General features: G+C 44.8%; 14 protein-coding genes. 6 read left to right on the top strand and 8 right to left on the bottom strand.

The window, feature by feature from the left end; all coding sequences use genetic code 11:
* Positions 1-8 precede the first annotated feature (8 nt).
* The 3 genes from LZG94_RS21525 (at position 9) to LZG94_RS26585 (ending at position 1,680) form a co-directional block, all read left to right on the top strand.
* Positions 9-1,076 carry a mannose-1-phosphate guanylyltransferase gene (locus LZG94_RS21525; protein ID WP_215235220.1) on the top strand — a complete coding sequence of 356 codons (1,068 nt, stop codon included), beginning with the start codon at positions 9-11 and terminating at the stop codon, positions 1,074-1,076.
* A 95-nt stretch (positions 1,077-1,171) separates the two neighbouring features.
* Complete coding sequence (locus LZG94_RS21520) at positions 1,172-1,453, top strand: hypothetical protein (RefSeq protein WP_233793806.1); 282 nt, start codon at positions 1,172-1,174, stop codon at positions 1,451-1,453.
* Positions 1,399-1,680 carry a type II toxin-antitoxin system RelE/ParE family toxin gene (locus tag LZG94_RS26585; protein ID WP_409013338.1) on the top strand — a complete coding sequence of 94 codons (282 nt, stop codon included), beginning with the start codon at positions 1,399-1,401 and terminating at the stop codon, positions 1,678-1,680. Before LZG94_RS21520 ends, LZG94_RS26585 begins: the two co-directional genes overlap by 55 nt.
* Here the strand turns inward: LZG94_RS26585 and recF are convergent, their stop codons facing one another.
* On the bottom strand, positions 1,681-2,778 hold the full coding sequence (gene recF / locus LZG94_RS21515; protein ID WP_233793805.1) for a DNA replication/repair protein RecF: 1,098 nt from the start codon (positions 2,776-2,778) through the stop codon (positions 1,681-1,683). It abuts the gene before it with no gap.
* A gap of 126 nt (positions 2,779-2,904) precedes the next feature.
* On the opposite strand from recF, the gene pdhA reads away from it, so the two are divergent.
* Together pdhA and tatC are read left to right on the top strand one after the other, a co-directional pair.
* A complete protein-coding gene (gene pdhA / locus LZG94_RS21510) occupies positions 2,905-3,936 on the top strand; it encodes a pyruvate dehydrogenase (acetyl-transferring) E1 component subunit alpha (RefSeq protein ID WP_215235136.1) in 1,032 nt (343 codons plus the stop codon).
* 138 nt (positions 3,937-4,074) lie between these two features.
* Positions 4,075-4,950, top strand: a complete 876-nt coding sequence (gene tatC, locus LZG94_RS21505) for a twin-arginine translocase subunit TatC (protein WP_215235135.1) — start codon at positions 4,075-4,077, stop codon at positions 4,948-4,950.
* A gap of 3 nt (positions 4,951-4,953) precedes the next feature.
* Here tatC and LZG94_RS21500 read toward each other — a convergent pair whose 3' ends face one another.
* The 5 genes from LZG94_RS21500 to LZG94_RS21480 all read right to left on the bottom strand — a co-directional run bounded on the left by LZG94_RS21500 (position 4,954) and on the right by LZG94_RS21480 (position 9,604).
* Entirely contained in the window at positions 4,954-6,051 is a 1,098-nt protein-coding gene (locus tag LZG94_RS21500) for a pyridoxal phosphate-dependent aminotransferase family protein (RefSeq protein ID WP_233793804.1), read from the bottom strand.
* 4 nt (positions 6,052-6,055) lie between these two features.
* Positions 6,056-7,078 carry a dipeptide epimerase gene (locus tag LZG94_RS21495; RefSeq protein WP_233793803.1) on the bottom strand — a complete coding sequence of 341 codons (1,023 nt, stop codon included), beginning with the start codon at positions 7,076-7,078 and terminating at the stop codon, positions 6,056-6,058.
* A gap of 29 nt (positions 7,079-7,107) precedes the next feature.
* Positions 7,108-7,983: an NAD kinase gene (locus LZG94_RS21490; RefSeq protein ID WP_233793802.1), complete on the bottom strand. Its 876-nt coding sequence runs from the start codon at positions 7,981-7,983 to the stop codon at positions 7,108-7,110.
* A gap of 90 nt (positions 7,984-8,073) precedes the next feature.
* A complete protein-coding gene (locus tag LZG94_RS21485; RefSeq protein ID WP_233793801.1) occupies positions 8,074-8,745 on the bottom strand; it encodes a CBS domain-containing protein in 672 nt (223 codons plus the stop codon).
* Positions 8,746-8,830: 85 nt separating this feature from the next.
* Positions 8,831-9,604: an alpha/beta fold hydrolase gene (locus tag LZG94_RS21480; protein WP_233793800.1), complete on the bottom strand. Its 774-nt coding sequence runs from the start codon at positions 9,602-9,604 to the stop codon at positions 8,831-8,833.
* Between the two features lie 443 nt (positions 9,605-10,047).
* Here LZG94_RS21480 and LZG94_RS21475 point away from each other — a divergent pair, with 443 nt between their 5' ends.
* Positions 10,048-10,950: an alpha/beta hydrolase gene (locus LZG94_RS21475; RefSeq protein ID WP_233793799.1), complete on the top strand. Its 903-nt coding sequence runs from the start codon at positions 10,048-10,050 to the stop codon at positions 10,948-10,950.
* A gap of 3 nt (positions 10,951-10,953) precedes the next feature.
* Here LZG94_RS21475 and LZG94_RS21470 read toward each other — a convergent pair whose 3' ends face one another.
* Both LZG94_RS21470 and LZG94_RS21465 read right to left on the bottom strand, forming a co-directional pair.
* The gene (locus LZG94_RS21470) at positions 10,954-12,114 is read right to left on the bottom strand and encodes a polysaccharide biosynthesis protein (RefSeq protein ID WP_233793798.1); all 1,161 of its coding nucleotides are present in this window, start codon (positions 12,112-12,114) and stop codon (positions 10,954-10,956) included.
* Between the two features lie 111 nt (positions 12,115-12,225).
* Entirely contained in the window at positions 12,226-13,623 is a 1,398-nt protein-coding gene (locus tag LZG94_RS21465) for an NADH-quinone oxidoreductase subunit N (protein WP_215235127.1), read from the bottom strand.
* Between the last annotated feature and the right edge of the window lie 7 nt (positions 13,624-13,630).

Below are 13,630 nucleotides of genomic sequence, written 5' to 3'. Positions count from 1 at the left end.
CTTTTATAATGCAGGATACTTATGTGATTATCATGGCCGGCGGAGTAGGAACCAGATTCTGGCCTTTCAGTCGGACCGATTTCCCGAAACAATTTCATGATGTGCTGGGCACCGGCCAGACGCTTTTGCAGCAGACGGTGGAAAGGTTTAATGGTGTTTGCCCGATAGAGAACGTATATATTGTTACAAGTCAGGAATATAAAGAACTTGTCAAAGAGCAGATTCCTACGCTGACTGACGATCAGATATTGCTGGAACCAAACAGGCGTAATACTGCGCCCTGCATCGCTTACGCTTGCTACAAGATCGCGGCCCGCAACCCGAATGCCAATGTTGTAGTAGCGCCAGCCGACCATATCATATTAAAGGAAGATAATTTTAAAGACACGATCAGAGTGGCTCTGGGAGCGACGCGGAATGAAGATATTCTGGTTACGCTTGGAATTCAGCCGACGCGCCCTGATACCGGCTACGGTTACATTCAATATATCCCCGACAAGCTGACAGTAAAAAAAGTGAAATCATTTACCGAAAAACCACATTTAGAGCTTGCATTGCAGTTTTTGGATAGTGGTGATTTCGTTTGGAATGCCGGGATTTTCGTCTGGAATATCAATGCATTTAAAAAGGCGCTCGTTGAATTTCAGCCTGAGATTGCGGATATTTTTGGAGGAGGAAATAATCACTATTACCTGGAAACGGAAGATTCATTCGTGCAACGGGCTTACGCGCATTGCGGCAGTATTTCCATCGACAATGCGATTATGGAAAAAGCTGATAACGTGCACGTTGTACTAAGTAACTTCGGCTGGTCCGACCTCGGAACTTGGAAGTCGCTTTATGAAGTTTCGGAAAAAGATGAAAATGAAAACGTAACAGACGGAAATCTGTTACTCTATAATACAACCAACTCAATCATTAAAACACCAAAAGACAAACTGGTAGTAATCAGTGGTTTGGACGGATATATCGTTGCCGAATATGACGGGGTTCTGATGATTTGCAAAAAAGACGAAGAGCAGAAAGTGAAAGAGTTCGTAGCGCAGGCGAAAGAGCTTAGTCCGAAGTATGTGTAGTATGTAGGAGTTTACCGTTAGAAAAATGCCAGGTGTAAGTCTGGCATTTTTGTTTTTATCCAGTTAACTTTATAATACACTGTCAAAGCTAGGATATGTCAACATCAGAACATAGAGCGGAAGCGATTCGGATCGTTAAAGAAATTGACGAAGACAGAATGGAAGATCTGTTGAAAATGCTCAATAGTTTAGTAGAACAGCAAAATGCGGAATCGATCGAGATAGATCCTGCCGAACTCAACCGGCTCTTAACAGAATCTTTAAAACAAGCTCAACAAGGAAATTTAATCCCGAATGAACAAGTACTTAAAGACGGCGAAGAGTGGCTTACGAAATTAAATGGACGGCAGATGCAGGGAGTGACTATATCGAAATAATCTCCTATTTATATGATCAATGGGGATTTGAATCAGCGGATCATTTTACTGACAAACTCAAATTGCAGTTGGATTTGCTGAGTGAATATCCATTCATGGGTAAAAGGCATCGAACGTTTAGTTCTGTTCATGAATTTATTCTAGGAAAGCATCAAACGCTGTACTATACCGTTTTTGACAATACGGTTGTATTGATGAATATCCGCGATAATAGGCGCTTAAAATAATTAGCTAGGCCTCACCTTCTCAATCTCAAAAAACCGAACATCAGCCTTAACATTTTCCAGTATCTTTTGGGAGCGTTCGGGGCGGGCGTCGGTGATGAAAACCTGGCCCAGGAAGCCGGTATCGACCAGTTCGATGAGCTTTTGAATGCGGCGGTCGTCGAGTTTGTCGAAAATATCGTCGAGGAGCAGGATCGGCGTTTTTCCTTTTTCTTCTTTTAGTAACTCAAACTGCGCCAGTTTCATGGCAATCAGAAAAGACTTTTGCTGTCCCTGCGAGCCGAATTTTTTGAGCGTAACTTCATCAATTTCAAATACATACTCATCTTTGTGAATACCCTTGCCAGTACGTTGCGCATGTAAGTCGCGGCTGCGGTTTTTTCTGAACTCTGCTGCGAAATCCAGGCTGGCTACTTCGCTTTCGTAGATCACATCTACCTGCTCTTTTCCGCTACTCAAAAACGCATAATATTTTTGGAACAAAGGCAGGAAACGTTGCATAAATGCATTTCGGTGCTCGAAAATGCGCTGGGAAAGTACGATCAGCGGCTCATTATAAGTTTCGAGCAGATCTTCGTCGAGATAATTTCGCTCGGCGAAAAGTTTTAACAGTCCATTCCGGTTGTTAAGGATCTTGTTGTATTTCAAAAAATCATCAAGATAACCCGGCGCAGCCTGCGATAAAACGCCATCAAAAAACCGCCGCCGCTCTTCACTTCCTTCACGGATCACGTCGGTATCGTCGGGCGCGATCAATACCAATGGGAAAAGGCCGATATGGTCGCTCAGTCGCTCGTAGTTTTTCTTGTCAGCCATAAAAACCTTACGCTGACCACGTTGAAAACTGCAAGTGATCTGAGTATGTCGCTGGCGGTCACTAAAAATACCGTCGATCACGAAAAAATCGAAGTTGTGGCGAATGCCGAGTGCGTCCTGATTGTGGAATGCACTTTTGGTAAGGGTCAGAAAATAGATCGCATCGAGCAGATTCGTTTTCCCGCTGCCGTTCTCCCCAACCAGACAGTTCACATGTTCACCGAATGTAAAGGCTTTCTCCTCATAACTTTTAAAGTATGTAAGGTGGAGCTTTTCTAGCCACATGAACTTCTTTGTTATTTAGTTTATGCTTATTTTCGCAAATCATTGCGTGAGTACGGCAAAAAACAGACTCTGTTCAAACCATAACATTAAGACAAAGTTCTGTCTTTATAAACGAGAACCAAATACATGGCCACCGTTACTGAAAAAAAGAAATCTTCTGCCCCAAAAAAATTACAGCATTCAAAAGAGCGTTATTTGTTCTGGTTCGAGAACATGCTTTTGCAGCGTCGTTTTGAAGAAAAAGCGGGCCAGCTTTATGGTCAGCAAAAAATCCGTGGTTTTTGCCATTTGTATATAGGTCAGGAAGCGTGTTCTTCCGGGGCTGTAACTGCCCTTAAAGAGGGTGATAAATACATTACTGCTTACCGTGATCATGGTATTCCGCTGGCACTGGGCACTTCGCCCAATGCGATTATGGCTGAGCTTTACGGAAAAAAGACAGGAACAACCAAAGGTAAGGGCGGTTCTATGCACATTTTCGATAAGGAAAAAGGCTTTGTAGGTGGTCACGGGATCGTAGGTGCTCAGATTCCTCTGGGAGCAGGTATTGCGTTCGCTGAGAAATACAATAAGACCGACAACCTTTGCATTTGCTACTTCGGTGACGGTGCAATTCGGCAAGGTGCATTCCACGAGGCGCTGAATATGGCGATGAGCTGGAAACTGCCTGTGATTTTTGTGGTTGAAAACAATGGATATGCGATGGGAACTTCGGTAGCCCGGTCATCCAATGTAACTGAACTGTATACCCTGGGCGAAGCTTACGATATTCCTTCTGAGCCTGTTGACGGAATGAGCGTGGAAGCTATTCACGAATCTGTTTCCCGCGCTGCTGAACGTGCACGCAAAGGTGACGGACCAACATTCCTTGAATTCCGTACGTATCGTTACCGTGGTCACTCGATGTCAGATCCTCAGAAATATCGTTCGAAAGAAGAAGTTGAAGAGTACAAACACAGAGATCCGATCGAGCAGATCCGCTCGGTGATTACTTCAAACAACTTCGCGACTGAGGAAGAATTAGAAGAAATTGACAAAAAAGTAAAAGAAATAGTAGCACAATCTGTTCAGTTTGCCGAGGAATCAGAATTCCCGGATCCTAAGGAAGCTTACACAGATGTATATGTCGAGACAGATTACCCATTTATAATGGACTGATCTGACCAGAAAAATTTGTTAGAAAAACCCGCCGGAATACTTCGACGGGTTTTTTAGGTAATTTTAGCTTTTGGGAAGCAAGTATGATCCTGTTTTTGGTTTTTTACGTAGATAGAATTTTAGTAATAGTTTAAAAATATGCCCTTGGACCAGGATTTTGAGAAAGAAGAGGAAGAAGAAGGCCAGGAGATGTCTTTTATCGGGCATCTTGAAGAATTAAGGTGGCACGTAATCCGTGCGGTAGGTTCAATTCTTGTTTTTGCCATTCTCGCATTTATTTACATCAAAGAAATCTACCACTACGTAATTATTGCCCCGTCACGACCAGATTTCTGGACTTACAGGATGTTATGTAAACTGGGGGATGCAGTTGGTTATGAGGAGCTTTGTGTAAAAGCTTTGAATTTCAAACTTCAGGTGATCGGAATGGGCGACTCGTTTACGATGAGTATGACATCTGCTGTAATTGCCGGTTTGATCTTCGCGTTTCCTTATGCATTTTGGGAAATATGGCGGTTTATTAAGCCCGGCCTTAAACCAGCGGAACGGCGCTCTGCCCGTGGAGCTGTCTTTTACGTGACATTTCTGTTTTTCTCCGGGGTGCTTTTTGGTTATTACGTAGTTAGCCCACTGGCGATCAACTTTTTAGCGAATTATACACTTGATGAATCGATTATCAACGAATTCAGTCTTGCCTCGTATATTTCGCTTGTTGCCACATTGACACTCGCCTGCGGAATCGCATTTCAGTTACCTATTGTAGTGTTTGTTCTGGCAAAAGTTGGCGTGCTGACTCCCGTTTTTATGCGCGAATACCGGAAGCATTCATTTATCGTGATCCTGATCGTAGCCGCGGTTATTACACCTTCTCCTGATATTTACAGCCAGGTACTGGTTGCGATACCATTATTTGTATTGTATGAAGTAAGTATTATCGTAGCCGCAAGAGTGGAGCGCGAAAAATTGCGTGAAGAGAAGCGTTTGGCTTCACTAGGAGGTAATCCGGAATTCTGATAATCAGGAAATAAAGCGTTTGCAGACCTCGGCTAACCAGTCGAGGTCTTCTTTTTGATGCGCCGCGCTAATCGCAATGCGGGTAACCGGCAGGTCGGTCGGTAGGGGATAGGAAAAGCAGGAAGCCATAATCCCGCTTTCAAGCAAAAAATCGAACAATGCGGGGTTAACGTTGTAGAGAACGGGATAGGCGGGAATTGTGACGAAATGATTTTTCGCGTTTTGAAGCTGCCGGTTGAAGTGGCTGATATTTTGCATCAGCTCCGCGCGTGACTTCGCATAGCAACCAGTTTCCAGCATTTTATTAAATGCGAATATATAGGCAGGTGCCGAGGGCGACGCGCCTGCGAAAAGTGGTGACTTGCCTAACAGGTCTATGATCTTCCTTTCTCCCCAAATCAAGCCTGCTGGTATTCCCAATGCCTTATTCAGAGAAGAAACAAAAACAATCCTGGAACGAAGTGAGCTACCAAACTGACCAGCAATTCCAATACCGTTTTTGCCCAAAATGCCCAGGGAATGCGATTGATCGATGATAAACCGGCAGTTGTCAGGCTGAGTGATCTTATTGAAAATTGAAAAGTCGAATTGCTCTACCATGGGAGAACCGATCGCATCGGAGCAGATGATATGCTGCGTACCCGAGATATCCGCATTGATCTTGGTCACGGTAGCCGCTGCCCACTCGTTCCATTCAAGGGTGTTTGACTGATAATCAGTACCCCAGATCGCCGGGTGGACTTTTGGCGCATAGTGATAAGCAATGCGATCGGGCTTGTCAATTTGATGGATTATCGAATCAATTTCCCGCATAAGCAGCTGGCCGGCAAGCATTCCGGATGAAATCAGCAGCGCGGATTCGGCAGTCTGCCAGTTCGCAAATCTTTCTTCTGCTTCGCTGTAAATACTGACTCTGAGACTGCCGTTTCTTGAGCTGCCGAAATGCGTTCCGTAGTTTTCAAAACCTTCTTCCAGGAAGGATTGAAAGTCGGAGTTGTAGGCCATTCCGAGATAGTCTGTGCCGCTGAACCACAGGTATTCCTTTCCGTCCAGTGTTTGTACAGTCCGGCCGGGAAGTTTATTTGTATGGAATATAGCCACTTATTTAGTGCAGAGAAGATTTCAGAATTGCACCGCTTCCATTTCTTTCAGGGAAAATAACCTTTCCAAAATCAAAATTCACTCCCTCGGCAGGATCATTTTTGATGAGCAGCGAGCCGTCCATGTCTACATAGTCCAGCAGCGGCAGCAAATGCGCGATTGACGATATACCTACGCTCGTTTCGGTCATGCAGCCGACCATTGTTTTCATTCCCAAAGACTTAGCCTCAGAAATCATTCGCTTTGCGGCAGTGGGTCCGCCACATTTCGTCAGCTTAATATTTACGCCGTGGAAAAGACCGTGGCAGTTTTTTACATCACTTTCAACAATACAACTTTCGTCGGCGATCACGGGTAATGCACTTTCTGCGAACACCCTTTTCATTCCTTCCAGATCATCGGCGGGTAGAGGCTGCTCAATGAACTCGACGCCCAGCTCTTTAAGTTTTGGCGCAAGAGAAATCGTCTGTTCAGCCGACCAGGCGCAGTTTGCATCCACACGAAATATAGCCTCTGTATTTTTTCTCAGTTCCTGTACAATGCGCAGATCGTCAGCGGTGCCCAGTTTGATCTTGTAGATCGGCCAAGGCAGTTCTTTCATTTTTAATACCATTTTTTCAACGGTATCAATGCCGATCGTGAAGTTGGTGAGGGGGATATTTTGCAGGGTGAGGCCCCAGTTCTGGTGGAGTTTTTTGTTATTCTTTTTGGCAAAATAATCATGAGCAGCTTCGTCCAATGCGCATTGTGCAAATGGATTGGAGCTTAATGCAGCGTGCGCAAGACGCCAAAGTTCCTCAGCGGATTGATAATCCCCTTTTTCCACTATATCCCTAACACTTTCGAGCGCCGCGATCATATTGTCGATCGTTATCCCGTAATAGGGATTGGCAGTAGCCTCTCCCAGTCCGCTCAGATCTTCCTCCACAAGTTGCACTACCAGCGTTTGCTGAATGTCACGCGAATCGTGGGCAATGGTAAAAGTATGTTTTAAATGGAGGTCGAAAGTGTGGTACAGTAACTTCATTGAGAAAGCTATTGAAGGATGATTAATGATCAGTTGCGCATGTCGAGGCCCCAGGAAAGTTTGCTCCTTAATGTATTCAAAAAACTGTCATCTTTCATTTTGATCAGTTTTGCGGTAAAATCGGCTTTTTTTACGGTAAGCTGCGTATTCTCATCCACTATTGTCGACCGCGCGTCCAGCGAAACCAGGAAGTTGTTGCTCCGGCTCTTCACTTCCAGTCGGATCACGGCGGTATCTTCCACGATCAATGGACGTACATTGAGATTATGCGGGCTGATTGGGGTAATGATAAAGTTCTGTGAGTGAGGCATTAACACCGGCCCGCCGCAGCTCAGAGAGTATCCCGTAGAGCCGGTAGGTGTCGATACGATCAGACCGTCCGCCCAGTACGAATTCAGAAATTCGTGATTCAGATACGTGTGTACGGTGATCATGGAGGAAGTATCGGTTTTGGTGATCGTAAAATCGTTTAAACCGAAATTCAAACCATCGAAAAGGTCCAGATTGGATTCGATCGCCACCAATGTACGCTCGTCGACCCGGAACTGATTCGTTTCTAGTGCAGTGATCATATCTGCAATTCTTTCGGGAGGTACGGTGGCCAGGAAGCCCAGCCTGCCGGTATTGATGCCCACCGCCGGAATTACCCTTCTACCCACGTGGGACACTGTTTCAAGTAACGTACCATCTCCGCCCATACTCACGATCAGCTTCGCATCGAACAGCTCCTCAGGCCGCTCATAAACCAGTTCCGAGTGGTGCTGAATACCGATCTGGTCGAGAAAAACACGAAATTGCTTGGAGAGTTGTACTTCAATTTTCCGTTGCTTAAGTTCATTGAACATGTTTTCAATAAACGGGCGTGCGGACTCATTAAAGTTGCGTCCATGAATGGCTATTTTCATGAAGAAAGTAGTAATACAGATGGTTCCTTCCGAAAGATAAGCGACAAACGGGCCGTTTCAAAAGCAGGATTGCAATTAGCCAGTGAACGGCTAGGTAGCGAGGTATCTCAAAAGCATATCCAAACGCTCCTGGTCGAAGCTCTCGATCGGATCGTTGGCATGTGCTTCCTCAATATCATAACCAAAGCGTTCCAGCGTCGCGATAATGGGGGTAATATTCGTGCGGTTGAGCTTGAGAGTAAGCCGCGCTTCATTAGTAGGATCGTACACTTCCCCTGACGAATAATAGCTGCTCAGGATTTTGGTGCCATTGGATTCGATCAGGCGGCTGATCTCGGAAAGGGAATAACTCCTTTCAGCAATTTTCAGAACAAGTACTGCGCCTTTTTCCTGAACACCCAGCTCGTTTACAAAATGTTCGATCAGATCATTTGCCAGAATGCTTCCGGCAAAGGTGCGATCGTCGTGTAAAACGGGGATAATGCGCAGCCCGAACTGATTGACAAGCCGCAGCAATTCGTAAGGATGCTGGTCTTCGGAAGCAAAAATATCCTTGTGCTGAATGATGATGCGGGCAAGAATCTCCGAAGTATCGTGGATTTCAAAAAGGATATCTTCGGAAACAATACCCTCATAAACGCCCATATCGGCAACGATCAGCTGCTTAACGCCAAATTCGTCCATCCAGTCCAATGCAGTACTCACCGAATCAGTCGGTTTAAGTACGGGAATCATTGGATTTATGAGAGAAATGGCAAGCATATATTCGGAACGTCGTTTTTCGAATCTATAAAAAAACTATATATGTATCAACTTTCGCACCTAAAGAAATTCTGCGGCCGGAGGTTTATGCAACCTGCACGGATACTTGTTTCTCAAGGAAGCTCTCTAGGATAACGTTAAATTCTCCCGGATGTTCCATCATCGGTGCATGACAGCATTTATCGATGAAATAAAGCTCGGAATTTGCGATCAGGCGATTGAACTCATAACCTACGTGAGGCGGAGTAATGGTGTCATTTAACCCCCAAACCAGTAGTGTAGGTACCTGAATTTCATGCAGATCTTTGGCCAAATTATGTCGCTGCGCAGATTTTGCAATACCAACAATGCTCATGCATTTGGGAATGCTGGAAGTTGTCTCAAAAACTTCGTCTACTAGGTCTTTCGTAGCTACTGCGGGGTCATAAAAAGTGTAAGCAACCCGTTCCTTGATATAGTCGTAGCTTCCGCGTTTCGGGAAAGAGCCGCCCATTGAGTTTTCAAATAGGCCTGAACTTCCTGTCAAAACGAGCTTGTTGACGTTACTTTGGTTTTTGAGTGTGTAAAGAAGCCCGATATGTCCGCCCAGCGAGTTGCCGATCACCGTCACATTTGTCAGGTTCTTAAATTCGACAAAATCTTCGAGGAACAGAAGCAATGCATCCAGTCCCGCTTCTCGCGGAGGCAGCTCGTAGATAGGGAGCAATGGAATAACAACCCTGTAACGATCGGAGAAATGATCAATAATACCATCCCAGTTACTCAATGCACCGAAAAGTCCATGCAAAAGCAAAAACGTTTCGCCTTTCCCTTCATCGATAAACTGAAACCTGCCTTCTGCATGTATTGGGTATTTCATTCTGTTGTGGATTGTCGATTATGAAACTCGTAACGCAAAAAATAGTTGTGAGTACTAATTATCACTTAAGGAAGAAAGTAATGAATGATTTGGTTACTCTACAAAACTACTTATTTTTTCAATTCGTTCAGTGTGTAAAGTAACATAGCCAAATTGATATTCTTGTAAATATTATATTAATATAATAACAAGCCGACAATTGGCATTGATAGATACAATTTTGCCAGAAACTTTGTACCACTCGTATCTGAACTGAAAGGTATATTCCGGCATTTAAAGCCTTCACTCTGTATTCTGCTCCGCCAGCTAAGCAAAAGTCTGCAAAATTGTAGTAATAGCATTACATCAACGGAAAGTTACTTATAAATAACCTTGAATCGCATTAGAAAAATATTAAAAAGACTATGATTCCTATTACAAAATCGCGCTTTACAATAGCATCAATGAGAAGCCTTTTATTTGCTCTGATCTTACTTTCAACAGTTCTGCCGGCGGCGCGGGCGCAAAAAGAGATACCTCTTTATCCCGGTAAGATCCCCAATGCGACCAATGCACCGGATCAGGAAACGATCAAGGATTTTATCGTGAGAAATGTCTCCAAGCCGACGATCAAAGTCTTTTTACCAGATCCTGCTATTGCAAACGGTACCGCAGTAATTGTTTGTCCGGGAGGTGGTTATGGGGTGCTGGTGATCGACCGGGAAGGGTATCAGGTTGCCAAAGAACTCAACAAAATCGGAGTAGCTGCAATTGTGTTAAAATATCGATTGCCTTCCGACGAAATTATGAAGGATAAGTCCATCGGCCCATTACAGGATGCGCAGCAAGCTATTAAAACTGTCCGGGAGAATGCTGCAGAGTGGAAGGTCGACCCGAAAAAGGTCGGTATCATGGGTTTCTCGGCGGGCGGGCACCTTGCCGCAACCGCCGGTACGCACTATGACAGCAGCTTTATCGATAATCCTAAGAAAACAAGTCTGCGCCCGGATTTCATGATATTGGTGTATCCCGTGATCAGCTTTCTTGAAAAAATTGGTCACAAAGGTTCGGCGGCCAACTTGCTGGGCCAGTCTCCGACAATGGAGAAAGTAAGATATTTCTCCAACGAATTGCAGGTAACAAGCACAACGCCACCGGCATACCTCACGCACGCCGGCGACGACACCGTGGTTCCTATTTCAAATAGTATTCAGTTTTATGAAGCATTGAATACCAAAGGTATTCCGTCCGATCTGCACATTTATTCCAAAGGAGAACACGGATATTTACAAGTCCCAACTTTCGAAGAATGGTTTGGAAGGTGCAAACACTGGATGCAAACGAACGGAATTCTGCCTCAGAAATAAATATCACTGCCTGACTGGCGAGCGTTTCAATATTGAATTCACCGCGTTGGCCTGACCAGACAGATAAACGAACACATATCGTAATGCGGCGCTGATTTGTGAATCGGTTCCACGGTGCATTATGTCTTCGAGTAATGAAGTTACTTCTTCAAAAGCAGCTGCGGGAACTTGTTCAGAAACAGCTATTCTCGTTTTGGAATGGCTGCCTGGCTTAACAGTCTCATTATCATTGAGCAGGTCTTCGTGAAGCTTTTCCCCCGGGCGTAATCCTGTGAATATCATCTCGATATCTCTGTGCGGTAGCAATCCGTATGCACTGATCATCTGTTCGGCAATGGAGACGATTGAAACGCGGTCGCCCATATCGAAGAACATAATATCACCATTTTCACCCATGGCGAGCGCGTGCAATACCAATCGGCAGGCTTCCGGGGAGGTCATAAAATAGCGTGTTGCGAAAGGGTGTGTGACGGTCACCGGCCCTCCCTTTTCAATCTGGCTTTGCAGGATGTTGGTGAATGAGCCGCTCGAACCGAGTACATTCCCGAACCTGGTGGTGATAAACCGGGTTGTGCCGGGTGAAGTAAGGTAAATGTGCTGAATATAAAGCTCCGCGAGCCGCTTGGTAGCGCCCATGACACTCGCCGGCCTCACTGCTTTGTCTGTCGAAACGAGCAGGAAGCAGCTTACTGCATATTTTAATGCCAGATCGGCCAATATTTTAGTACCAAAGAAATTGACTTTCAATGCCTCATAAGGATGTTTTTCCATCACAGCAACGTGCTTATAAGCGGCAGCATGGAAAATAATATGGGGCCGCATTGCCGAAATAATCCTTTCCATTCTGTGCAGATCCGTAATATCTGCTACATACAATTCGATTCGAATATCCGGGAATGCGTTTCTTATTGTCGTTTCTAGCTCAAATAATGCAGTTTCCGACTGGTCGATCAAAATCAGCAGCGCTGGTGAATCGAGACAAAGCTGTGTCGCCAGCTCACTTCCGATCGAGCCGGCTGCTCCGGTTATTAATACTTTTTTGTCTGCGATATGGCCGGTAGAATTCTGAGTATCAGTACAGATCGGCTCGCGGGATAGGTTTTTCAGAAAAATGGCGAAAGCCGACTTACTGTCTATGCGCTTTTTGGAAACAGGTGATTTCATCAACGATATTTTTAGTGCGTAAATATCGTTGAGACGCAGGAAGCGGGAGGAAGTAACAAAAAAAGAGCCGCAAATCGTGCAGCTCTTTCTACTAAGCAAACATTGTAGCTTTTAAATCAGTCCTTCGAAGATACCCGGGGCGAGGCCAAACAGGATTGTCAGGAACGTAGCGAGTACTAAAATGACCTTATAGAACGGCGCAACGCGTATTTTTACTAAATCACCCTCTTTCAGATAAGAAGATATAATCACCCGGAAATAATAGTAAATACCGACCGTCGACATTAAAACCGCGATAACCGTGATCCAAATAATTCCTCTCTCGGCAGCACTTGTGAAGATGAAAAATTTGCCCCAAAAGCCGGCTGTTAGCGGGATACCCGCCAGCGAAAGCATTGAAACAGTTAACACAAATGCAAGAAGCGGGTTTTGTTTGGCCAAACCGTTGAATGCATCATAATATTCGTTCGGCTGACCTCCAATTGTTTTCTCCTTTGAAACCAACATTAATACCCCAAATGCGCAGATCGTAGAAAGTGAATAGGCAAGGGAATAGAAAATAATCGCGTTTTGCGAAGGTTTGCTTAATGCAGTTAATGCAATCAAAAGGTAACCTGCGTGCGAAATACCCGAGTAGGCGAGCATTCTTTTGAAACTGTTCTGGCTGGTTGCACCGATGTTTCCGACAAGTAGGGTAAGTACCGCGATCGCCGCAATAACAATCCACCAGAAACCGTATACTCCGGTGAAAGATCCGCTTAAAAGTCTGAACAAAGCAGCGAAACCTGCTGTTTTAACAACCGTCGACATGAAAGTTGTAAAGATCGTCGGCGCGCCTTCGTATACATCAGGAGTCCAGAAGTGGAACGGGGCTGCTGAAACTTTGAATAGCATACCAATTAACAGCAGAAGCAAGCCGGCGTAGAGGATATATGATTCCGAACCTACCTGCATATTAGAGGCAAATCCCTGAATTTGTTCGAGTTTGAATGAGCCGGTCGCGCCGTACAGCAACGTGATTCCGAAAAGCATAAATCCTGTCGCAAACGCGCCCATCAGGAAGTATTTCAATGCAGCTTCATTGGAGCGCAGGTTACGTTTGTTGCTTCCGGTGAGCACATACATCGCGACAGACAGTATTTCAACACCAATAAACAGCATGATCAGATGCTGGAAACCAACCATCATCAATGCGCCTACCAGCGAGAACAGCATCAAACCAAAATATTCAGCAGGCTCTGAATCAGGATTATCCTGAAAACCGCCGGAAATGGCGAAGATCATGAAAGCCGATAATAGTATAATTCCGTTAAAGGCAAGGGTGACATTATCCACCCGAAGCATATCGTAGAAGTACAATAATGGTCCCTTGTTCCATTCCAGAAAGTTGCCGGCCAGGGCAATGATCAGGAAAAGCAGCGTAGCCGGGAGAAGAATATTCTTTGATTTCGAAAAGCCCAGAAAGAGCGTTACGATTCCAAAAAATGATAATAAAACAATGGGGTACATATTTATA

The sequence above is a fragment of the Dyadobacter sp. CY343 genome (assembly GCF_021390335.1).
Taxonomy (GTDB): Bacteria; Bacteroidota; Bacteroidia; order Cytophagales; family Spirosomataceae; genus Dyadobacter.
The sequence above is the reverse complement of the archived record's forward strand: the minus strand, read 5'-3'. Positions and strand labels throughout refer to the sequence as shown.